Below are 20,060 nucleotides of genomic sequence, written 5' to 3'. Positions count from 1 at the left end.
CCGTGGGCGGCGCGCGGAGGCAGAACCCCTGTCCTGAGCGGGGCCCCGCTGCTTAGGGTGGCCCTTGTGACACAGCCTGCCTATCTCCGCTACCCGCACATCCACGGCGAGTTGCTCGCCTTCACCGCTGAGGACGACGTCTGGCTCGCCCCGCTCGACGGGGGACGCGCCTGGCGCGTCAGCGCCGACAACGTGCCCGTGCACCACCCGCGGATATCTCCCGACGGCACCACGATCGCCTGGACCTCCGCGCGGGACGGCGTGCCCGAGGTGTTCGTCGCGCCGGTGGACGGCGGGCCCGCGCGCCGGCTCACGCACTGGGGCAGCCACAAGACCTCCGTACGCGGCTGGACCCCGCAGGGCGAGGTCCTCGCGGTCACCGCGCACGGGCGGGCCTCGCTGCGCCGCACCTGGGCCCACGCGATCCCTCTCGACGGCTCGCCCGCCCGGACCCTGCCCTACGGACCGGTCGGCTCGCTCGCGTACGAGGGCGAGGGGGAGCTGGTCCTGCTCGGCACCGTCACCATGGGCCGCGAGGCCGCCTGGTGGAAGCGCTACCGGGGCGGCACCGCAGGGAAGTTGTGGATCGGGCCGGACGAGGACGGGGCCTGGTCGCGGGTCCACGCGGGACTCGACGGCAATATCGAGGACCCCCTGTGGGCCGGTGGCCGGATCGCCTTCCTCTCCGACCACGAGGGCGTCGGCGCCCTCTACTCCTCGCTGCCCGACGGGAGCGACCTGCGCCGCCACACCCCCGTGGAGGCCGACGGGTTCTACGCCCGCCACGCCGCCGGCGACGGGCGCCGCGTCGTGTACTCCAGCGCCGGAGAACTGTGGCTGCTGGACGACCTCGACGGGGCCGGGCCCCGCCGGCTCGACGTGCGGCTGGGCGGGCAGCGCGCCGACCTGCGGCCCTATCCGGTCAACGCCGCCCGCTGGTTCGCGGGCGCCGCCCCCGACCACACGGGCCGGGGCAGCGCCGTGCTGGTGCGCGGCGCCGTGCACTGGGTCACCCACCGCGACGGGCCCGCCCGCGCCCTCGCCGTCGAACCCGGCGTACGGGCCCGGCTGCCGCGCACCTTCCGGGTGGACGGCGAGGAGTGGGTGGCCTGGGTCACCGACGCCGAGGGCGAGGACGCCCTGGAGTTCGCGCCCGCCACCGGCAAGGCGCCCGGCTCCGCGCCGCGCCGGATCGCCGCCGGACGCCTCGGGAGGGTCCTGTCCCTCGCGGTGTCCCCCGACGGCAGCCGGATCGCGGCCGCCGCGCACGACGGCCGGGTCCTGCTCGTCGAGCGGGAGTCGGGGGAGGTCCGCGAGGTGGACCGCAGCGAGGACGGCGACGTCTCGGGCCTCGTGTTCTCGCCGGACTCGGCGTGGCTCGCCTGGTCGCACCCCGGCCCCGACCCGCTGCGCCAGCTCAAGCTCGCGCACACCGCCGACCTCACGCCCGTCGAGGCGACGCCGCTGCGGTTCAGCGACTACAGCCCGGCGTTCACCCCGGACGGCAAGCACCTCGCGTTCCTGTCCGACCGGGCCTTCGACCCGATGTACGACGCGCACAACTTCGACCTGGCCTTCGTCGGCGCGACCCGCCCGTACCTGATCACGCTGGCCGCCACGACGCCCTCGCCGTTCGGCCCGCAGCGGCACGGCAAACCCTTCGAGGCCCCCGACAAGGACGGCACCCCCGAGGGCGAGACCGGGGGCAGCGCGCAGACCCGTATCGACCTCGAAGGGCTCGCCGACCGCATCGTGCCCTTCCCCGTGGAGGCGGGCGAGTACTCCTCGCTGCGCGCCGCGAAGGACGGCGTGCTGTGGCTCTCGCACCCGCTGCACGGGGTACTCGGCACCTCGGGCGCGACCCCCGAGTCGGAACCGCCCAAGTCCCGCCTGGAACGCTGGGACTTCGGCCAGCACCGGGTCGAGGAACTGGCCGGCGAGGCGAGCGGGTACACGGTGACCGGGGACGGCAGGCGGGTCCTGCTGTGGACCGGCGAAAAGCTGCGCGTCGTCCCCAGCGACCGCCGCGCCTCCGGCGACGAGGACAGCGACTCCAACATCACCGTCGACCTCGGGCGGGTACGGCAGAGCGTCGACCCGGCCGCCGAGTGGCGGCAGATGTTCGACGAGACCGGCCGCATCATGCGGGACAACTTCTGGCGCCCCGACATGGGCGGTGTCGACTGGGACGGCGTCCTGGACCGCTACCGGCCGGTGCTGGAGCGGATCGCCACCCACGACGACCTCGTGGACCTGCTGTGGGAGGTGCACGGCGAACTCGGCACCTCGCACGCCTACGTCACCCCGGTCGGCGGCGGGGGCCGCGCGGCGACCCGCGCCGGGCTGCTCGGCGCCGACATCTCCCGGCACGAGGACGGGGTGTGGCGCGTGGACCGCGTCCTGCCCTCGGAGACCTCCGACCCGCACGCGCGCTCCCCGCTCGCCGGGCCCGGAGTCGCCGTACGGGCCGGGGACGCGCTGCTCGCGGTCGGCGGCCGGCCCGTCGACCCGCTGCTCGGGCCCGGTCCGCTGCTGCTGGGCACCGCCGGGCACACCGTCGAACTGACCGTGGCCCCGGCGGGCGGCGGCGAGCCCCGGCACGTCGTGGTCGAACCGCTGCGCGACGAGGAGCCCCTGCGCTACCACGACTGGGTCGCCGGACGCCGCGCCTACGTGAAGGAGAAGTCCGGCGGCCGGCTCGGCTACCTGCACGTGCCCGACATGGTCGGCTCCGGCTGGGCGCAGATCCACCGCGACCTGCGCGTCGAGATCGGCAAGGACGGGCTGATCGTGGACGTCCGCGAGAACCGGGGCGGCCACACCTCGCAGCTCATCGTGGAGAAGCTGGCCCGCCGGATCGTCGGTTGGGACGTGCCGCGCGGCAAGCGGCCCTCCAGCTATCCGGAGGCGGCCCCGCGCGGGCCGGTCGTCGCGGTGGCCAACGAGTTCTCCGGCTCCGACGGCGACATCGTCAACGCCGCGATCAAGGCGCTCGGCATCGGCCCGGTGGTCGGTACCCGCACCTGGGGCGGGGTCGTCGGCATCGACAGCCGCTACCGCCTCGTGGACGGCACCTCGATCACCCAGCCGCGCTACGCCTTCTGGTTCGAGACGGTCGGCTGGGGCGTCGAGAACCACGGCGTCGACCCGGACGTCGAGGTCGTCACCGCCCCGCAGGACTACGTGGCCGACCGCGATCCGCAGCTCGACGAGGCGATCCGGATCGCCCTCGCCGCCCTGGCGGAGAACCCGCCGAAGACGCCCCCGCAGCGGCCGGGGGAGTAGGCGGAAGACGGACCGGGGCCCGCCCGCACATCTGGTGCGGGCGGGCCCCGGCCCGTCCGCGCGGGGCCGTCCCGGCTGGCCGCTCCCGGTCCGCTGGGCAAGGCTGGGCCCATGGAGAGCGAGACGTTCACGTACACCTCGTACCTGCGTACGAGCCCCGAGGCGCTGTGGCAGGCCCTGACCGACCCCGCCGAGACCTCCGTCTACTGGGGCGCCGAGCTGATCACCGAGGGGGAGGCGGGCGCCCCGGTCGTGTGGCAGGAGCGCGGGGTCCGTATCTCCCACCCCGAGCAGACCGTCCTCACCGCCGAACCGGGACGCGCGTTCGCCTACACCTGGCACACCTTCACCCCGGAATGGGCGGCGGCCGTCGGAGTGGACGAGGCCACGCGCGCCGCCCTCGCCGCCGAACCCCGCTCACGGGTGCGCTGGACGATCGAACCGCTGTACGGGCAGGTGCGCCTGCGCCTCGCACACGAGAACCTCGCTCCCGGCGGACTGCTGCGCCCCATGATCGCGGAGGGCTGGCCGGTGATCCTCTCCAGCCTCAAGACGCTGCTGGAGACCGGCGAACCGCTCCCGGAGCCGGGCTGAACCCGCGCACCCGGCTCGGCGCCCCGCGGGCGCGCGGCTACGATGCACCCAGTGCCCCGGCGGGCACCGAGTGACGTCCACGAGCGCGAGGAGGACACCGGACCATGGCGGGTGAACCGCAGGCCGACTGCCTGTTCTGCAAGATCGTCGCCGGGGAGGTGCCCGCGGACGTCGTGCTCGACACCGCGACCACCCTCGCCTTCCGTGACATAAACCCGCAGGCGCCCACGCACGTCCTGGTCGTCCCCAAGGCCCACTACCCGAACGCCGCCGCCCTCGCGGCCGAGCCGCCGCTGAGCGCCGACGTGCTGAGCACCGCCGGTCAGATCGCCCGGCTGGAGGGGATCGACGAGTCCGGCTACCGGATCGTCCTCAACACCGGCTCGGGCGCCGGGCAGACCGTCTTCCACGTCCACGCCCACGTCCTCGGGGGCCGCGGCCTCCGGTGGCCGCCCGGCTGAGCCGCCCGTGTCCTCGCGTGAACTGGTCGTGCTCGGCAGCGCGAGCCAGCTGCCCACCCGCCGCCGCAACCACAACGGCTACGTCCTGCGCTGGGACGGCGAGGGCATCCTCTTCGACCCGGGCGAGGGCAGCCAGCGGCAGATGACGCAGGCCGGGATCTCCGCGACCGACCTGCACCGGATCTGCGTCACCCACTTCCACGGCGACCACTCGCTGGGTCTGGCCGGAATCATCCAGCGCATCAACCTCGACCGGGTCCCGCACCCCGTCCGCGCCCACTACCCGGCGAGCGGGGAGCGGTTCTTCCAGCGGCTGCGGTACTCCACGGCGTACTACGAGAGCGTCGGCATCACGCCCGAACCCGTGCGCGAGGAAGGGGTGCTCGCCACCACACCCGCGTACACCCTGGAGGCCCGCGCGCTCAGCCACCCCGTGGACTCCTTCGGCTACCGGCTCACCGAACCAGACGGGCGCCGCATGCTGCCCGAGGCGCTCGCCGCGCACTCGATCCTCGGGCCCGACGTCGGCGTACTCCAGCGCGAGGGCGTCCTGCGCGGCGTCACCGTGGAACAGGTCAGCGAGGTGCGGCGCGGGCAGCGCTTCGCCTTCGTCATGGACACCCGGCTGTGCGAGGGCGCGGAAGCGCTGGCCGAGGGCTGCGACCTCCTGGTCATCGAGTCGACCTTCACCGACGAGGACGCCGCCCTCGCCGCCGAGCACGGGCACCTCACCGCCGGGCAGGCCGCCCGCCTCGCGCGCGACGCGGGCGTGCGCCACCTCGTGCTCACCCACTTCTCGCAGCGCTACCCGGACCCGGCCGTCTTCGAACGGCAGGCGAGGGCCGCCGGGTACGACGGAGCGCTCACCGTCGCCGAGGACCTGGACCGGGTACCGGTGCCGCCGCGCCGCTGATCCCGGCCGCGCGGGGCCCGGCCGGGGGCCCCGGCCGTTCCGCCTCGCATTCCCGTACGATTCTGGGATGCCCTCTTCCGTACCCGTCCCCAAGGCGGAGCTCCACCTTCACATCGAAGGCACCCTCGAACCCGAACTGGCCTTCGCCCTCGCCGCGCGCAACGGCGTGACGCTCAGCCACGACGACGAGCTGGCCCTGCGCCACGCCTACGCCTTCGAGGACCTCCAGTCCTTCCTCGACCTCTACTACGAGCTGATGGCGGTCCTGCGCACCGAGCGGGACTTCGAGGAGCTGGCGGCGGCCTACCTGGAGCGGGCCGCGGCCCAGGGCGTGCGGCACGCCGAGATCTTCTTCGACCCGCAGGCCCACACCGCGCGCGGCGTGCCCTTCGCCACCGTCGTCCACGGACTGCACCGCGCGCTGGAGAGCGCCCGCGAGCGGTACGGCATGTCGAGCCGGCTCATCATGTGCTTCCTGCGCGACCGGCCCGCCGAGTCGGCGCTCGCCACCCTCGCCGAGGCCGAGCCCTTCCTCGGCCTGATCACCGGGGTCGGCCTGGACTCCGCCGAGGTCGGCAACCCGCCGGCGAAGTTCCGCGAGGTCTACGAGAAGGCCGCAGCCCTCGGCCTGCGCCGCGTCGCGCACGCCGGGGAGGAAGGGCCCCCGCAGTACGTCACCGAGGCCCTCGACGTCCTGGGCGTCGAGCGGATCGACCACGGGCTGCGCGCCTTCGAGGACCCCGGGCTGACCGCCCGGCTCGTGCGCGAGGGCGTTCCGCTCACGCTGTGCCCGCTCTCCAACGTCCGGCTGCGCACCGTCGACACCCTCGCCGAGCACCCGCTGCGCGCGATGCTCGCCGCCGGGCTCAAGTGCACCGTCAACTCGGACGACCCCTCGTACTTCGGCGGCTACGCCGAGGACAACTTCCGCGCCGTGCGCGAGACGCTGGGCCTGGGCCCCGAGGAGCTGCGGACCCTGGCCCGCAACTCCTTCGAAGCCGCCTTCCTCGACGACGAGGAGGAATTGCGGGCCCGCTACCTCGCCGAGGTCGAGGCGCACGACTTCGGCTGACGGGCGGGCTCCCGCCCCGCCGGACCTCCTGGCGGACGCCGGGACGAACCCCCGGACGCGCTGCGGGACGAACCGTTCCTCCTGAGGTCCGCGGCCGGCCGGTCAGCCACCGGACGGCCGCGGACCCGCCGGACCGTACGCGGCCCGCGCCGGGTCGGCGACCGGCACCGCGATCGCGGTGACCGGCTGTTCGGGCGCGCCGAGCCGCGGCACCGTCCCCGAGGGCGCGCCCGCGCCGGCCGCCACGAACGCGGCCGCCGCCCCGCCCCTGCGCCGTACCGCGCCGAGCACCAGCGGACGCCCGCCGGTGTGCAGCGCGACGGCCGTGAGCGGCACCGCGAGCAGGAGCAGGACCGCGCACAGCACGAGCCCCATGCCCGCGAAGCCGACCGTCTCGACCAGCACGCTGCCGCTCAGCGGACCACAGGCCACGCCCAGCGAGGAGGCCGAGCCGACCAGGACCGCCCAGCGGCCGCGCGGGTCCAGCGAGGCGGCCAGGCCGATGAGGTACGACAGCACCACCGGGTAGCCCGTGTTCCACAGGATCTCGCCGCCCGCGAAACCGCCCAGTCCGTCCGCCGAGGCGCTGACCGCGATACAGCCCGCGATGAACACGGTGCCCACCCCGATCGGCACCGCCCGGCCGAGCCGGGAGCCGAGCAGACCCGCGCCGAGTATCCCGAGCAGCCCCGAGCCGAGCGCCACCGCGAAGACCGCGCCGACGGTCACCTCGTCCAGCCCGGCCTGCTCCTGGCCGATCCTGCTGCTCACGCCCCACAGCGCGTTCTGCGCCATGGACCAGCCCACGATCGCCACCGCGAGCACCAGGCCGGAGCGGCGGTACGGGAGCGGGGCGGCGCCACGCCCGGTGGCCGGGGCCCGGCCCCGGTCCGCCGCGCCCACCGCCGGCAGGGACCGCGTCGCGGGCCAGGCCAGGGCGGCGACCACCGCGATCGCGGCGAGCGGCAGCCGGTGCCCGCCGCCCAGGTGAGGCAGCGTCAGGTAGAGGGCGCCCGCGACCACCGAGACGGAGAGCAGTCCGGCGGTCGAGGCGCGGTGCGGATCGCGCAGCGCGGCGATCCCCGAGGCCGCGACCGTCGTCGCCGTACCGGAACCGAAACCGCCGACGACCGTGCCGAGCACGACGAGCGGGACATCGCTGCCGAGCGCGGCCAGCGCGTAGCCGGCCGCCGCGAGCAGGAGGCCCACACGGGCCGCTCTGCGCGCGCCGACCCGCTCCACGCGGCCCGCCAGGGTGAACCCGGCCGTGGCGGAGCTGAGCAGCAGACCACTGCCCACGACACCGGCCTCGGCCGGGTCCAGTCCGAGACCGGAACCGATGCGGCCGACGACGGTGGGGAGCAGGTACGAGGCGAGGTAGCCGGCGGTGAAGAGGGCGACGAGGGGCCGGGCGGGGCGCGGGGACACGGGCTGTTCCAGGGCGTGCGGAGCGACAGGGCGGGGGCCGGGGCGTGCGGTGCCGGAAGGCAGGGCTGTGCCCGGGGGAGGGAACGCGAGAAGACGACGCGAAGAGGGAATTCGCCCCCGTACGCCGGGCTCTGTGGCCGGATCGACGGGTGCGCGAGGCAATTTGTATCAAGCGCGCGCCCGGCGCGAGAAGCCGGGGAAGTGTGACCTGTATCACGTTTTGTTTGGGTGGGGAGTGAGCGGGTAGCCAGGCCGTTTCCGCAGGTTGGGAGCGCTTTCGCGAAGCCCTGGAACAGTGGGTGTCTACGCCCTGTCTACGCCGCGCGTACGCCGGTCACGTGAATCTCGTCCATCCCGCCCCGGCGCACGCCAAGCGCACGTACGCGCACGCTCGGTCACCGGGCGCACGCCGGAAAAGCCCCGCGCGGGCACCGTGTGCGCGGGGCCGGAGTCCGGCAGGGAAGGGCGGCTACCGCGCGACGCGCTCCAGGATGCGGTCCGCGACCGCCGGGGAGTCCACCAGGGGATGCAGGGCCAGCGCGCGCAGCGCCGCCGTCCGGTCCTTGAACACCGCGGCCTCGACCGTCGCCCGCTCCACCGCCTTCAGCTGGAGCATGAGGCCGAGTTCCGCCTCGCCCAGCGGCGCGCACGGCAGGGGCCGGGCACCGCGCGCGTCGACCTCGCACACCGTCTCGATGATCGCGTCGGCCGGCAGTTCCGGCACGGTCGAGCCGTTGCGGACGTTCAGGATCAGCCGCGTCCCCCTCGCGTCGCCCGCGATGGCCCGCATCAGGGCGAGGGCCACCCGGTCGTAGCCGCCGCCCGCGAGGTCCTCCTCCTCGCGCTCCCAACCCCCGCTCGCCGCACGGCTGTCCGCCATGTACGTCTCCTCGCGCTCCCGCCGGGTCCGCTCCCACAGCTCGGCGGCCCGCTCCGGTTCACGCGCCGCCGCCGCGAAGAACGCCTCCTGCTGCTCGGCCAGGAACTCCCCGCGCGTACGGTCCGCGGCGCGCACCGCGGCCAGCGCCTCCCGGCGGAAGTAGTAGTAGTGCAGGTACTCGTTGGGCAGCGAGCCCAGCGCCCGCAGCCACTCGGCGCCGAACAGCCGGCCCTCCTCGAAGGACTCCAGCGCCGCCCGGTCCGCGAGCAGCCGCGCCAGCAGGTCCGTACCGTCCGCCGCCGTCAACGAGCGCAGCCAGCCGAGGTGGTTGAGCCCCACGTAGTCGTAGGTCACGGTGTCCGGACCGGCGCCGGCGGCCCGCGCCGCGCGCCGGACGAGCCCCACCGGCGAATCGCAGATCCCGATGACCCGCTCGCCCAGCACCTGCGCCATCGCCTCGGTCACCGTGCCGGCCGGGTTGGTGAAGTTGATGACCCAGGCCCCGGGCGCGAGCGCCTTGACCCGCTCCGCGATCCGCAACGCGACCGGCACCGTCCGCAGCCCGTACAGGACGCCGCCCGCGCCGACCGTCTCCTGGCCCAGCACCCCCTCCTCCAGCGGGACCCGTTCGTCGGCGACCCGGCCCGCCGTACCGCCCACCCGGATCGCGGAGAACACGAAGTCCGCGCCGCGCACCGCCTCGTCGAGGTCGGTGACCGCGCGCACCGGGGGGCCGCCCGGGACGCCGTCGAGCACCGCGCGGACGACGGACAGCCGCACCGGGTCCGTGTCGTACAGCGTCACCTCGGTGACCTCCGCCGCACGCCCGCCCGCGAGCGCCCCGTACACCAGCGGGACCCGGAATCCACCGCCGCCCAGAATCGTCAGCCTCATGCTGGTGGAACGTACCTCACCGCCCGTGCGCGCGGGATGTTGCACACTGTCCGGACCCGCACCAGGCAAGGGGAGCGCACCGTGAGCACGTACGAACCGCAGCGAACCGACCCGGCGCGGCGCACCGAGCGTCCGCAGTGGACGGAACGGCCCGCCGCCCTCGATCCCCTCGCCGCGATCCGCTCCGCCGAGGGCCCCCCGTGCGACGTCTACCTGACCGGCACCGTCTTCCTCGACATCATCTTCACCGGTCTCGACTCGGCCCCCGTGCGCGGCACCGAGTCCTGGGCCCGGGGCATGGGCTCCAGCCCCGGCGGCGTCGCCAACATGGCCACCGCCCTCGCCCGGCTCGGCCTGCGCACCTCGCTGGCCGCCGCGTTCGGTGACGACCACTACGGCGAGTACTGCTGGGACGCGCTCGAACAGGGCGAGGGCATCGACCTGCGGCCCTCCCGCCGGGTCCCCGGCTGGCACTCCCCGGTCACCGTCTCCATGGCGTACGAGGGGGAGCGCACGATGGTCTCGCACGGCCACGTCGACTCCGCCCAGGAACCGGAGCCCGCCCGGGTACCGGACGCGCTCGCCGCCGTCGCCTCCCTCGCCCCGGGCCGCCCCGCGCCCTGGATCGCGCCCGCGGCGGCCCGCGGCACCCGTGTCTTCGCCGACATCGGCTGGGACGACACGGGCCGCTGGGACCTCTCCGCCCTCACCGACCTCGCGCACTGCGAGGCCTTCCTGCCGAACGCCGAGGAGGCGATGCGCTACACCGGCACCACCTGCCCGCGCGCCGCCGCCCACGCCCTCACCGAGGTCGTCCCGCTCGCCGTCGTCACCCTGGGCCAGGACGGCGCCTACGCCGTCGACCGGCGGACCGGGGAGAGCGCCGAGGTCCCCGCGATCGAGGTGCCCGCCCTCGACCCGACCGGCGCCGGGGACGTCTTCGTGGCCGGCTTCGTCACCGGCAGCCTGGCCGGCTGGCCGCTCGCCGACCGCCTCGCCTTCGCCGGGCTCACCGCCGCCCTCTCCGTCCAGGAGTTCGGCGGCTCCCTCTCCGCCCCGGGCTGGGCCGAGATCGCCACGTGGTGGCGCCACGTCCAGTCCTACGACGACCAGGACCCGGCCGCCCTGCGCCGCTACGCCTTCCTCGACGCGCTGCTGCCGGACACACCGGGGCAGTGGCCCAGGCGCCGGGCGGTGCCGACGATCGGGTTCGGGGCGCGCTCGGTATGAGTCAGCGGCCCTCGGCGGCCACGCGGGCGGACCGGGCGCGCAAGTCGTCGAGGCGGGCGCGCTGACGGCACAGCCGCACGGGGCCAACGGCCCAGAGCGCCAGGCTCAGCAAGTCCAGAGCGCCAGGCTCAGCGAGTAGAGACCGGCGAAGCCCCCGTGCCCCTCCAGCGGTTGACGCACGGCGAACACCGGCCACACCGCCAGGAGGAGCCAGCTGAGCCACCGCATGTCGTGCTGCTTCTGCCGGCTCCTGCTCATCCGCTCCATCTGGTCCCGTGCCGCCGCGTGCTCGCCGGGGTCGGCGGGGAAGCGCCCGCGCCGGACCGCCCGCGCCACCTCCACGTAGCGCCTCGTGATGAGCCCGAGGCCCCCGGCCCGCCGAATCCTGCCCGACGACGGGGAGATGACGGGACCCCTCGGGCCCCCCGCCGAGGCCGCACATCAGCGCACGCGCCCCCGCGGACCGCCGGAGGACAGGCTTCCGGCCGGCCGCTCACCGGACGTCCAGGGCCGCGTCCGCCCGCTGGTGCAGCCGGCGCAGTCGCTCGTCTTGACGGCGCCGGGACGCGGGGTAGCAGGCGATCCCCGTGACGACCAGCACCATGAGCGCGCCCGTCACGGGCCGTCCGGCCGCGAACTGGAGCGCGGCCATGAGCGGGAAGAGGACCAGTTCACCGACGTACAGCCAGCGCGGTAGCCGGCTGGAGCGCGCGAACTGGTCCAGCCGGCCGATCTGGTCCCGGGCGGCGACCTGTTCGCGCCCGTCGGTGGGGAAACGGCCCTCGCGCACGTGCCGCTCCGCCGCGACGTACGTCCCGAGGTCCAGACCCAGGCCCCGCGCCCGGCGCCGTGTCCGGAGCGTCAGTACCAGCGCCAGGCACGCGCACGCCACCGGAAGGACCGCTCCCGTCAGGAGAGCGGCCCGCCGGGACAGCGGGAGGCTCTCGGTCAGGGCCCAGCCGACCAGCGTCCCCACGAGCGCGCTCCACAGGACCAGAAGGACCAGACGCCACAGATAAGCCCTCATGCCCGGTCGCCGTCCCCTGCCCCGCCCATTCCACGCCACATGGCCAACTCCCCCTGGCTTCGCGGATACCCGCGCTCCGGGTACCCACGAGCGACACCGGCAGTGCTGCCGCGGCGCACCGGATATCGCGCGCGCGTCGGGCCCCCGCCCTGCGAACATCCGCCCATGCCCCTCCTCTCCCAGGACCACCACGCCCCGCTCGTCCACTCCGTGACCGGTGCGGGCCCCCCGGTCGTGCTCGTGCACGCCGGGATCGCCGACAGCACCATGTGGGACGAGGCCGTGCCCGCGCTCGCCGCGCGGCACACCGTCCTGAGGTACGACCTGCGCGGCTTCGGGCGCTCGGCCCCGCCCACCGCCGCGTACAGCGACGTCGAGGACCTGCGGCGCCTGCTCGACCACCTCGGGTACGAACGGGTGCACCTTGTCGGCGCCTCCTGGGGCGGGCGGATCGCCCTCGACTTCGCGCTCACCCACCCCGGGCGGGTCCGCTCGCTGGCCGCGTTCGCCCCGCCGTGGCCCGGCTGGGACTGGGGCGCCGCGATGATCGCGTACGACGCGGCGGAGACGGCCGCGCTCGCGGCCGGTGACCTCGACGCCGCCGTCCGCGTCGACCTCGACATGTGGCTGCGCGGGCCCGAGCGCACCGACGCGGAGGTGGACGGCCGCCTCCTCGACCGGATGCGGGGCCCGGTCCGCACCGCCCTCGTCCACCAGGAGGCCGTGGAGCGGTACGCGGCCGGACCCGGCGGAGGCGACCCCGGCGCGCTCACCGTCCCCGCCCTGATCGGCGTCGGCACGCTCGACGTACCCGACTTCCAGGACATCGCCGCCCGCTACGCCCGCGAGATCCCCGGTGCCCGCCTCGTCGCCTTCCCCGGCGCGGGCCACCTCCTCACCCTGGAACAGCCCGAGTCCCTCACCCGGGCCCTCCTGCCGTTCCTCGCCGAAGCGGACGGACAGGGCCCGGGGAGAGGGCCGCGCGCGCCGGGCGCACAACGGTTCGGACGCGGCGCGGAAAAGCTCTACGGGACCGGGCCCGCCGGGTCGTAGGCTGGTAGGCACGAGGTTTTCGACCGGCGAGGACCCGATACAGGAGGTATGCGCAGGCCACAGTGCCGGCCCATGACTCAGACACCGACTGCGAAGACCCCTGCCGACGAGCAGGCGCGCGCCCACTTCACCGTTCCCGCGAGCCATCCGATGGTCACCGTCCTCGGTTCCGGGGACGCCCTCCTGCGGGTGATCGAAGCGGCCTTCCCCGCGGCCGACATCCATGTACGGGGAAACGAGATCACCGCGACGGGTGAGGCGGCCGACGTCGCCCTCATCCAGCGGCTTTTCGATCAGATGATGCTGGTGCTGCGGACCGGGCAGCCCATGACGGAGGACGCCGTGGAACGTTCGATCGCCATGCTCAGGGCGAGCGGGAGCGGCGAGGGCGACGGCGAGGAGACCCCCGCCGACGTCCTGACCCAGAACATCCTGTCCAACCGGGGCCGCACCATCCGGCCGAAGACGCTCAACCAGAAGCGCTACGTCGACGCGATCGACAAGAACACGATCGTCTTCGGCATCGGCCCCGCCGGTACCGGCAAGACCTACCTGGCGATGGCGAAGGCCGTACAGGCCCTCCAGTCCAAGCAGGTCAGCCGCATCATCCTGACCCGGCCGGCCGTCGAGGCGGGAGAGCGGCTCGGCTTCCTGCCCGGCACGCTCTTCGAGAAGATCGACCCGTATCTGCGCCCGCTGTACGACGCGCTGCACGACATGCTCGACCCCGACTCGATCCCCCGCCTCATGGCGGCCGGGACCATCGAGGTCGCGCCCCTGGCCTACATGCGGGGCCGCACCCTGAACGACGCCTTCATCATCCTGGACGAGGCGCAGAACACGAACCCCGAGCAGATGAAGATGTTCCTCACCCGGCTCGGCTTCGAGTCGAAGATCGTGATCACCGGGGACGTCACCCAGGTCGACCTGCCCGGGGGCACCAAGAGCGGGCTGCGGCAGGTGCAGGACATCCTCGAAGGGGTGGATGACGTGCACTTCTCCCGCCTGACCTCGCAGGACGTCGTCCGGCACCGGCTGGTGGGCCGTATCGTCGACGCCTACGAGAAGTACGACAGCGAACACCAGCGCGACGAGGACCGCTCGCGCCAGCCCGGCCGCTCACGCGGTCGCGACGGGAAGTAGACCGGACAGCACCATGTCGATCGACGTCAACAACGAGTCCGGGACCGAGGTGGACGAGCAGGCGATCCTGGACGTCGCCCGCTACGCCCTGACCCGCATGCGCATCCACCCCCTGTCCGAGCTGTCGGTGATCGTCGTCGACACGCCGGCGATGGAGCAGCTGCACGTGCAGTGGATGGATCTGCCCGGACCCACCGATGTCATGTCCTTCCCGATGGACGAACTGCGTCCGCCGTCCAAGGACGAGGAGGAGCCCCCGCAGGGGCTGCTCGGTGACATCGTGCTGTGCCCCGAGGTCGCCAAGAAGCAGGGGGAGGAGGCGCCGACCCGGCACTCCATGGACGAGGAGCTGCAACTGCTCACCGTCCACGGCGTCCTCCACCTCCTGGGCTACGACCACGAGGAACCCGACGAGAAGGCCGAGATGTTCGGCCTCCAGCAGGCCATCGTGGACGGCTGGCGCGCCGAGCACGGACTGACGGGGCCCTCACCCGCCCCGACCGTGTCATGAGCGCCGCCCCCGGCGTCCCCGCCCGGTCCCCCGGAGCGCCCTCATGAGCACGACCCTCGTCCTGGGCGCGGTCGCCCTCGTCGTCGTGGCCTGGCTCGCGGCCTGCGCCGAGGCCGGGCTCGCCCGCGTCTCCGGCTTCCGCGCCGAGGAGGCCGCGCGCTCGGGCCGGCGCGGCGGCGCGAAGCTCGCGCAGGTCGCCGCCGACCCGACCCGCTACCTCAACGTCGCGCTCCTGGTGCGGGTGGCCTGCGAGATGGCCGCCGCCGCCCTCGTGACCTACGCCTGCCTCCAGGAGTTCTCCGCGACCTGGGCCGCGCTGCTCGTCGCCATCGGCGTGATGGTGCTGGTCAGCTATGTGGCGGTCGGGGTCTCCCCCCGCACCATCGGCCGCCAGCACCCGCTGAACACGGCGACGGCGGCCGCGTACGTCCTGGTGCCGCTGGCCAAGGTCATGGGCCCCATCCCGCCGCTGCTCATCCTCATCGGCAACGCCCTGACCCCCGGAAAGGGCTTCCGGCGCGGGCCGTTCGCGAGCGAGGCGGAGCTGCGCGCCCTCGTCGACATCGCGGAGCAGCAGTCCCTCATCGAGGACGAGGAGCGCCGCATGGTGCACTCCGTCTTCGAACTCGGCGACACCCTGGTGCGCGAGGTCATGGTGCCGCGCACCGACCTCGTCGTCATCGAGCGGTTCAAGACCGTCCGCCAGGCGCTGACCCTCGCGCTGCGCTCCGGTTTCTCGCGCATCCCGGTGACCGGGGAGAGCGAGGACGACGTGGTCGGGATCGTCTACCTCAAGGACCTCGCGCGCAAGACGCACGTCAACCGCGAGGCCGAGTCGGACCTCGTGTCCACCACGATGCGGCCCGCGACCTTCGTGCCCGACACGAAGAACGCGGGGGACCTGCTGCGCGAGATGCAGCAGGAGCGCACGCACTGCGCCGTCGTCATCGACGAGTACGGCGGGACCGCCGGGATAGTCACCATCGAGGACATCCTGGAGGAGATCGTCGGGGAGATCACCGACGAGTACGACCGCGAGCTGCCGCCCGTCGAGAAGCTCGACGGGGAGCGCTACCGCGTCACCGCCCGGCTCGACATCGGCGACCTCGGTGAGCTGTACGGCATCGAGGAGTACGACGACGAGGACGTCGAGACCGTCGGCGGACTGCTCGCCAAGGCGCTGGGCCGGGTCCCGATCGCGGACGCCTCCTCCGTCGTGGAACTGCCCGACGGCCGGGAGCTGCGGCTGACGGCGGAGTCCTCGGCGGGACGCCGCAACAAGATCGTCACCGTGCTGGTGGAGCCGGTCGGCACCGGCGCCGGGCACCGCACCGGGGACGAGACCTCCGCGAGCGGAGCGCGGGCCGCCGAGCGGGAGAGCGAGAGGACGGGCTGACATGGGCGCGCACGAGCGCGGGAGCGGGGCCGGCGGCGCGGACGCAGGTCCGGCGGCCGGGCCGCCCCTCGACGCGGCCGGGCTGCGCGCCTTCTGCCTGTCCTTCAACGCCTCCGTCGAGGAGTTCCCCTTCAACCCGACGACCTCCGTCTTCAAGGTCCTCGGCAAGGTCTTCGCGCTGAGCGAGCTGGACGCCGAGCCGCTCAAGGTCTCGCTCAAGTGCGAACCGGAGGACGCGCTGCGGCTGCGCGCCGCCCTGCCGGAGGCCGTCGCCCCCGGCTGGCACCTCAACAAGCGGCACTGGAACACGGTGACGGCCGGGCTGCTGCCCGGCCGTCAGGTGTGCGACATGATCGAGGACTCCTACGACCTCGTGGTCGCCGGACTGCCGAAAGTCGAACGGCTCAGGCTCGACCGGCCCTGAGCCCGGTGCGGGGACCGCGGCCCCTGAGCCCAGTGCGGGGACCGCGGCCCTGAGTCCGGTGCGGGGACCGCGAGCGCGAGCCCCCGAGCCCCGGTGGCCCTCAGGCAGCCTTCCGGCTCCCGCGCAGCCCGAGCCCCACCAGGACGGCGGCGCCCACGACCACCAGCGCGTCGACCAGCAGCGCCAGGCGCACCCCGTGCGCGAGGTCCCCCGCCGTCGTCGCGATCGCGCCGAGCAGCGGGATGCCGACCGTCAGGCCGACCTGCTGGGTGCTCGTCACGAGCCCCGTCGCGAGCCCCTGCTCCTCGTCGGGTACGCCCGAGGTCGCGGTCAGCCCGTACGAGACGATCACGCCCAGGTGTCCCACGCTCGCCACCGAGACCCCGGCCGTCGCGAGCCACACCGAGCCGGACCCGGTCCCGAGGGCGAGCAGCGAGAGCACCGACAGGCCCTGGACCAGCAGCGAGCCGACCAGGACGGAACGCGAGCCGAAGCGGCTGACCAGCCGGCCCGCGCCGACCCCGGCGACGACCGACAGGAGGCCCTGCACCCCGAAGACCAGCCCGGTGCGGAACGGGGACAGGCCCAGCACCTCCTGGAGGTACAGCGTCAGCACGAACACCACGGTGCTCATCATCGAGAAGGTCGCGAGACCTCCCAGGTTGCTCCAGGCCACCGTGGGCCGGCGCAGCATCGGCAGGGACACGAGCGGCTGGTCGGCGCGGGACTCGACGCGGACGAACAGCGCGAGCAGCGCCAGGCCGGCGAGCAGCGCCACCAGGACGTCGGCGCGGCCGAACCCCTGGTCGGCGGCGGTGGACAGCGCGTAGATCACCGCGAGCAGACCGCCGGTCACCGTGACCGCGCCCGGTACGTCGAGCCGGGGCCGCTCAGGGGTCCTCGACTCGGTGAGCAGGACCGGGGCCAGGGGCAGCACCAGCACCGAGAACAGGGTCAGCAGGCCCATCGTGGAGCGCCAGCCCAGCGTGTCGGTGAGCACCCCGCCGGCCACCATGCCGACGGTGAAGCCGAGGGACAGCAGGGTCCCGCTGATGCCGAGGGCGCGGTCCCGCAGCGGCCCCTCCGGGAAGGTCGTCGTCAGCAGGGACATCCCCGTCGGCACGATCGCGGCGGCGCCCAGCCCCTGAAGCGCGCGGCCCGCCAGGAAGGAGGCCGGGTCCCAGGCGAGCGTCGCGAGCAGCGAGGCGGCGCCGAACAGGGCGAGCCCGGTGAGGAACAGCCGCCGCCTGCCGTACAGGTCGCCCAGGCGCCCCGACAGGAGGAGGAAGCCGCCCGAGGGCAGCGCGAACGCGGTGATCCCCCACTGGAGCCCCGCCTCGCCCATCCCGAGGTCCCGGCCGAGCGCGGGCAGCGCCACGTTCAGCACGGAGAAGTCGAGGGCCACCATGAACTGCGCGGCGCACAGCACGAACAGGACGAGCGCGGCGCGCGCGCCGAGCCGGTCCGGGGCCGGGCCGGGAACGGGCGCAGAGGCGGTCGGGGGAGCGGAGGGGCGTGCGGCGCTCGCGGGGGGCGGGCCCGCCGGGGTGGTCGCCGCGGGTTCGAGGACGGTCTCGACGATCCTTGCTTCGGTCATGGCAAAGAGCTTCCGATGACGGGAACAAGCGTGGGGAGCTCCTCCTTATGCTGGTGGCGGCACCACCAGACAGGCGGCCAGGGGGGCTTCAGCGGTGACGACTACGCGGACCGGTACAGAGACGGCGACGCGCCCCGGCGCGCTCGCGGGGGCGGACACCCGGCCCGGCAGATCGCGGCGCCACAGCGAACTGCGCGCGTTCCTGATGAGCCGTCGCGCCCGGGTCAGCCCCGCCGACGCGGGCCTGCCCGACGGCGGCGCGCGCCGCCGCACCCCGGGCCTGCGGCGCGAGGAGGTCGCGGTCCTCGCCGGGGTCGGCGCCTCGTGGTACCAGTGGCTGGAGCAGGGCCGGGACATCTCGGTGTCCCCGCAGGTCCTCGACGCCGTCGCCCGCGTCCTGCGGCTCACGAGCGCCGAACGCCGCCACCTCTACGTCCTCGCGGGCCTCAACCCGCCCGCGCCCGAGGTGGACCCGGGCGACGCGGACATGTGCCAGGGGCTGCAACGGCTGCTCGACCACTGGCTGCCGTTCCCGGCGCACATCATGGACGCGTACTGGAACACCGTCCTGTACAACGACTCGGCCGCCGCCGTGCTCGGGATGAACCCCGACCAGCGGCAGAACTGCCTCATCACCTTCTTCACCGATCCCGTCTACCGCTCCCGGGCCAAGGACTGGGCGGCGATCGCCCCGAGGGTCGTCGCGCAGTTCCGCGCGGCCTGCTCCGAGTGCCCCGACGACGACGGCTTCCAGCTCATCGTCGAGGAGGCGCTGGCCGCCAGCTCCGAGTTCGCCGCACTCTGGGCCCGCAGGGACATCGCCCCCGGCGGCCAGTTGCGCAAGGAACTGGAGCATCCGCAGGCGGGCCGCCTGTCGCTGGAGGGCACCCAGTTGCGGGTACCGGCCAGGCCCGACCTGACGATCGTCCTGCACTCCCCGTGGCCCGGTACCGACACGGCCGCGAAGCTGGAGTGGCTGCTCTCCCCGGAGGGCCGCCGCCGGCAGATGCACGGGATCGCGGGCTGAGGCCCTCCCGGCGCGGTACGGGGCGGCCGGGCGGCGGCGCGCGGGGCCCCCTTCGAGTGGTGCGGCCCTCCCGCCGCCATAGCGGGCCGCCCCCGCGGGCAGAGCGGACACATGGGTGACTACGACAACTCGATCCTGGTCGCGGTGGGAACCGAGCGGCTCTTCTCCTACCTCGCCGACGTGGAGAACCTGCCCGCCTACCTGCCCCGGCTGACCTCCGCCCGTCCGCGCGAGGACGACAAGGTGACGGTCACGGCGCACATCGACCCGCCGGACGCCCCCGAGAAGGACGTCACGAGCGAGGCGTGGATTCACGTCCTCGAAGACGGCAAGAGCCTGGAATGGGGCGCTCCGGGTCCCCATGACTACCGGGGCCGCCTGCACGTGGACCCCGGCGAGGGGCCGGACAGTTCCCGGCTCACCGTCCAGCTCCACACGCACAGCACGGAGGGCGCCCACGTCGACCACGGACTGGAGGAGGCCCTGAACGGCATCAAGGCGGCCGTCGAGAGCGCGGAGCGGTAGGCGGGAGGCCCCGGCCCGTCCGACCTGACCGGGCACGGTGCCCAGGGCGCGGCCGGGCACCCGGGGAGGGCGGCGGGAGGCCCGGCCGCGGGGCCGGGCCCCGGCGGTTCGTATGCTCGGATCATGAGCGAGAGCACCCAGCCGCCCGCCGCGCTGGACCCCGAGGACGGCAAGATCGTCACCCTGGCCCGTTCGGCCCGCGCCCGTAACGGCGTGCCCGAGGGCGCCGCCGTACGCGACGAGACCGGCCGCACCTACGTCGCGGGCAGCGTGGAGCTGCCCAGCCTGCGGCTGAGCGCGCTGCGCACGGCCGTCGCGATGGCGGTCGCCAGCGGGGCCGGGTCCCTGGAGGCCGCCGCAGTCGTCTCGGCCGCCGCCGGGCTGTCGCCGGAGGACCTGTCCGCCGTCGCCGACCTCGGCGGCCCCGCCACCCCCGTCTTCCTCGCCGCGCCCGACGGCACGGTGCGGGAGCGGCTGACGGCGGGCTGAGCACCGGCCCGGAGACACGCGGGGCCGGCCTCGCGGGAGCCGGTGCGGGGGCGCGGTGAGAGCCGGGCCGGGCCCCCGCACGGCCCCGTACGGGCGGCCCCGGTCTGCCGC

The 20,060-nt window shown here is 74.4% G+C and carries 19 protein-coding genes; 14 read left to right on the top strand and 5 right to left on the bottom strand.

The window, feature by feature from the left end; translation table 11 throughout:
• The first annotated feature begins 66 nt into the window (after positions 1 to 66).
• The 5 genes from ACFYMP_RS15345 to ACFYMP_RS15325 all read left to right on the top strand — a co-directional run bounded on the left by ACFYMP_RS15345 (position 67) and on the right by ACFYMP_RS15325 (position 6,325).
• Positions 67 to 3,285 carry a S41 family peptidase gene (locus ACFYMP_RS15345; RefSeq protein ID WP_388856414.1) on the top strand — a complete coding sequence of 1,073 codons (3,219 nt, stop codon included), beginning with the start codon at positions 67 to 69 and terminating at the stop codon, positions 3,283 to 3,285.
• 111 nt (positions 3,286 to 3,396) lie between these two features.
• On the top strand, positions 3,397 to 3,879 hold the full coding sequence (locus ACFYMP_RS15340; RefSeq protein WP_388856411.1) for an SRPBCC family protein: 483 nt from the start codon (positions 3,397 to 3,399) through the stop codon (positions 3,877 to 3,879).
• Between the two features lie 104 nt (positions 3,880 to 3,983).
• Positions 3,984 to 4,340, top strand: coding sequence for a histidine triad nucleotide-binding protein (locus ACFYMP_RS15335; protein ID WP_388856408.1), 357 nt, complete (start codon positions 3,984 to 3,986; stop codon positions 4,338 to 4,340).
• Between the two features lie 7 nt (positions 4,341 to 4,347).
• Positions 4,348 to 5,253 carry a ribonuclease Z gene (locus ACFYMP_RS15330; RefSeq protein ID WP_388856405.1) on the top strand — a complete coding sequence of 302 codons (906 nt, stop codon included), beginning with the start codon at positions 4,348 to 4,350 and terminating at the stop codon, positions 5,251 to 5,253.
• Positions 5,254 to 5,320: 67 nt separating this feature from the next.
• Positions 5,321 to 6,325 carry an adenosine deaminase gene (locus tag ACFYMP_RS15325; RefSeq protein ID WP_388856402.1) on the top strand — a complete coding sequence of 335 codons (1,005 nt, stop codon included), beginning with the start codon at positions 5,321 to 5,323 and terminating at the stop codon, positions 6,323 to 6,325.
• 102 nt (positions 6,326 to 6,427) lie between these two features.
• On the opposite strand, the gene ACFYMP_RS15320 is transcribed toward ACFYMP_RS15325, so the two are convergent.
• Positions 6,428 to 7,753 (bottom strand): MFS transporter, encoded by a 1,326-nt coding sequence (locus tag ACFYMP_RS15320; RefSeq protein WP_388856399.1) that lies wholly within the window; start codon positions 7,751 to 7,753, stop codon positions 6,428 to 6,430.
• A 469-nt stretch (positions 7,754 to 8,222) separates the two neighbouring features.
• Positions 8,223 to 9,527 carry a 6-phospho-beta-glucosidase gene (locus tag ACFYMP_RS15315; protein ID WP_388856396.1) on the bottom strand — a complete coding sequence of 435 codons (1,305 nt, stop codon included), beginning with the start codon at positions 9,525 to 9,527 and terminating at the stop codon, positions 8,223 to 8,225.
• A gap of 36 nt (positions 9,528 to 9,563) precedes the next feature.
• Between ACFYMP_RS15315 and ACFYMP_RS15310 the strand changes: the two genes are divergently transcribed.
• Complete coding sequence (locus ACFYMP_RS15310; protein ID WP_388856393.1) at positions 9,564 to 10,757, top strand: carbohydrate kinase family protein; 1,194 nt, start codon at positions 9,564 to 9,566, stop codon at positions 10,755 to 10,757.
• 105 nt (positions 10,758 to 10,862) lie between these two features.
• Here ACFYMP_RS15310 and ACFYMP_RS15305 read toward each other — a convergent pair whose 3' ends face one another.
• Both ACFYMP_RS15305 and ACFYMP_RS15300 read right to left on the bottom strand, forming a co-directional pair.
• Complete coding sequence (locus tag ACFYMP_RS15305) at positions 10,863 to 11,099, bottom strand: hypothetical protein (RefSeq protein WP_388856390.1); 237 nt, start codon at positions 11,097 to 11,099, stop codon at positions 10,863 to 10,865.
• Positions 11,100 to 11,250: 151 nt separating this feature from the next.
• Positions 11,251 to 11,784: a hypothetical protein gene (locus ACFYMP_RS15300; protein ID WP_388856387.1), complete on the bottom strand. Its 534-nt coding sequence runs from the start codon at positions 11,782 to 11,784 to the stop codon at positions 11,251 to 11,253.
• Positions 11,785 to 11,949: 165 nt separating this feature from the next.
• Between ACFYMP_RS15300 and ACFYMP_RS15295 the strand changes: the two genes are divergently transcribed.
• The 5 genes from ACFYMP_RS15295 to ACFYMP_RS15275 all read left to right on the top strand — a co-directional run bounded on the left by ACFYMP_RS15295 (position 11,950) and on the right by ACFYMP_RS15275 (position 16,311).
• Positions 11,950 to 12,837 carry an alpha/beta fold hydrolase gene (locus ACFYMP_RS15295; RefSeq protein ID WP_388856384.1) on the top strand — a complete coding sequence of 296 codons (888 nt, stop codon included), beginning with the start codon at positions 11,950 to 11,952 and terminating at the stop codon, positions 12,835 to 12,837.
• A gap of 72 nt (positions 12,838 to 12,909) precedes the next feature.
• The gene (locus ACFYMP_RS15290) at positions 12,910 to 13,980 is read left to right on the top strand and encodes a PhoH family protein (protein ID WP_388856381.1); all 1,071 of its coding nucleotides are present in this window, start codon (positions 12,910 to 12,912) and stop codon (positions 13,978 to 13,980) included.
• A 13-nt stretch (positions 13,981 to 13,993) separates the two neighbouring features.
• Positions 13,994 to 14,491 (top strand): rRNA maturation RNase YbeY, encoded by a 498-nt coding sequence (gene ybeY, locus ACFYMP_RS15285; RefSeq protein WP_388856378.1) that lies wholly within the window; start codon positions 13,994 to 13,996, stop codon positions 14,489 to 14,491.
• A gap of 43 nt (positions 14,492 to 14,534) precedes the next feature.
• Complete coding sequence (locus ACFYMP_RS15280; RefSeq protein WP_388856375.1) at positions 14,535 to 15,887, top strand: hemolysin family protein; 1,353 nt, start codon at positions 14,535 to 14,537, stop codon at positions 15,885 to 15,887.
• A 1-nt stretch (position 15,888) separates the two neighbouring features.
• Entirely contained in the window at positions 15,889 to 16,311 is a 423-nt protein-coding gene (locus tag ACFYMP_RS15275; protein WP_388856372.1) for an MmcQ/YjbR family DNA-binding protein, read from the top strand.
• Between the two features lie 100 nt (positions 16,312 to 16,411).
• Here ACFYMP_RS15275 and ACFYMP_RS15270 read toward each other — a convergent pair whose 3' ends face one another.
• On the bottom strand, positions 16,412 to 17,908 hold the full coding sequence (locus ACFYMP_RS15270) for an MFS transporter (protein ID WP_388856369.1): 1,497 nt from the start codon (positions 17,906 to 17,908) through the stop codon (positions 16,412 to 16,414).
• 190 nt (positions 17,909 to 18,098) lie between these two features.
• Between ACFYMP_RS15270 and ACFYMP_RS15265 the strand changes: the two genes are divergently transcribed.
• From ACFYMP_RS15265 to ACFYMP_RS15255, 3 genes are all read left to right on the top strand, one after another.
• A complete protein-coding gene (locus ACFYMP_RS15265; protein WP_388856743.1) occupies positions 18,099 to 18,935 on the top strand; it encodes a helix-turn-helix transcriptional regulator in 837 nt (278 codons plus the stop codon).
• Between the two features lie 111 nt (positions 18,936 to 19,046).
• A complete protein-coding gene (locus tag ACFYMP_RS15260) occupies positions 19,047 to 19,460 on the top strand; it encodes an SRPBCC family protein (RefSeq protein ID WP_388856366.1) in 414 nt (137 codons plus the stop codon).
• Between the two features lie 123 nt (positions 19,461 to 19,583).
• Positions 19,584 to 19,949 carry a cytidine deaminase gene (locus tag ACFYMP_RS15255; RefSeq protein WP_388856364.1) on the top strand — a complete coding sequence of 122 codons (366 nt, stop codon included), beginning with the start codon at positions 19,584 to 19,586 and terminating at the stop codon, positions 19,947 to 19,949.
• The last annotated feature ends 111 nt before the right edge of the window (positions 19,950 to 20,060 follow it).

It is taken from the genome of Streptomyces sp. NPDC007088 (assembly GCF_042869355.1).
GTDB lineage: Bacteria > Actinomycetota > Actinomycetes > Streptomycetales > Streptomycetaceae > Streptomyces.
This window is presented reverse-complemented; position numbering and strand designations above follow the sequence as displayed.

Bases quoted from the DNA above. Each gene is read 5' to 3' on its own strand.
- ACFYMP_RS15260 (WP_388856366.1), top strand. From the start codon at position 19,047: ATGGGTGACTACGACAACTCGATCCTGGTCGCGGTGGGAACCGAGCGG.
- ACFYMP_RS15275 (WP_388856372.1), top strand. From the start codon at position 15,889: ATGGGCGCGCACGAGCGCGGGAGCGGGGCCGGCGGCGCGGACGCAGGT.
- ACFYMP_RS15335 (WP_388856408.1), top strand. From the start codon at position 3,984: ATGGCGGGTGAACCGCAGGCCGACTGCCTGTTCTGCAAGATCGTCGCC.
- ACFYMP_RS15270 (WP_388856369.1), bottom strand. From the start codon at position 17,908: ATGACCGAAGCAAGGATCGTCGAGACCGTCCTCGAACCCGCGGCGACC.
- ACFYMP_RS15295 (WP_388856384.1), top strand. From the start codon at position 11,950: ATGCCCCTCCTCTCCCAGGACCACCACGCCCCGCTCGTCCACTCCGTG.
- ACFYMP_RS15300 (WP_388856387.1), bottom strand. From the start codon at position 11,784: ATGAGGGCTTATCTGTGGCGTCTGGTCCTTCTGGTCCTGTGGAGCGCG.
- ACFYMP_RS15340 (WP_388856411.1), top strand. From the start codon at position 3,397: ATGGAGAGCGAGACGTTCACGTACACCTCGTACCTGCGTACGAGCCCC.
- ACFYMP_RS15280 (WP_388856375.1), top strand. From the start codon at position 14,535: ATGAGCACGACCCTCGTCCTGGGCGCGGTCGCCCTCGTCGTCGTGGCC.
- ACFYMP_RS15255 (WP_388856364.1), top strand. From the start codon at position 19,584: ATGAGCGAGAGCACCCAGCCGCCCGCCGCGCTGGACCCCGAGGACGGC.
- ACFYMP_RS15290 (WP_388856381.1), top strand. From the start codon at position 12,910: ATGACTCAGACACCGACTGCGAAGACCCCTGCCGACGAGCAGGCGCGC.
- ACFYMP_RS15325 (WP_388856402.1), top strand. From the start codon at position 5,321: ATGCCCTCTTCCGTACCCGTCCCCAAGGCGGAGCTCCACCTTCACATC.
- ACFYMP_RS15310 (WP_388856393.1), top strand. From the start codon at position 9,564: ATGTTGCACACTGTCCGGACCCGCACCAGGCAAGGGGAGCGCACCGTG.
- ybeY (WP_388856378.1), top strand. From the start codon at position 13,994: ATGTCGATCGACGTCAACAACGAGTCCGGGACCGAGGTGGACGAGCAG.
- ACFYMP_RS15315 (WP_388856396.1), bottom strand. From the start codon at position 9,527: ATGAGGCTGACGATTCTGGGCGGCGGTGGATTCCGGGTCCCGCTGGTG.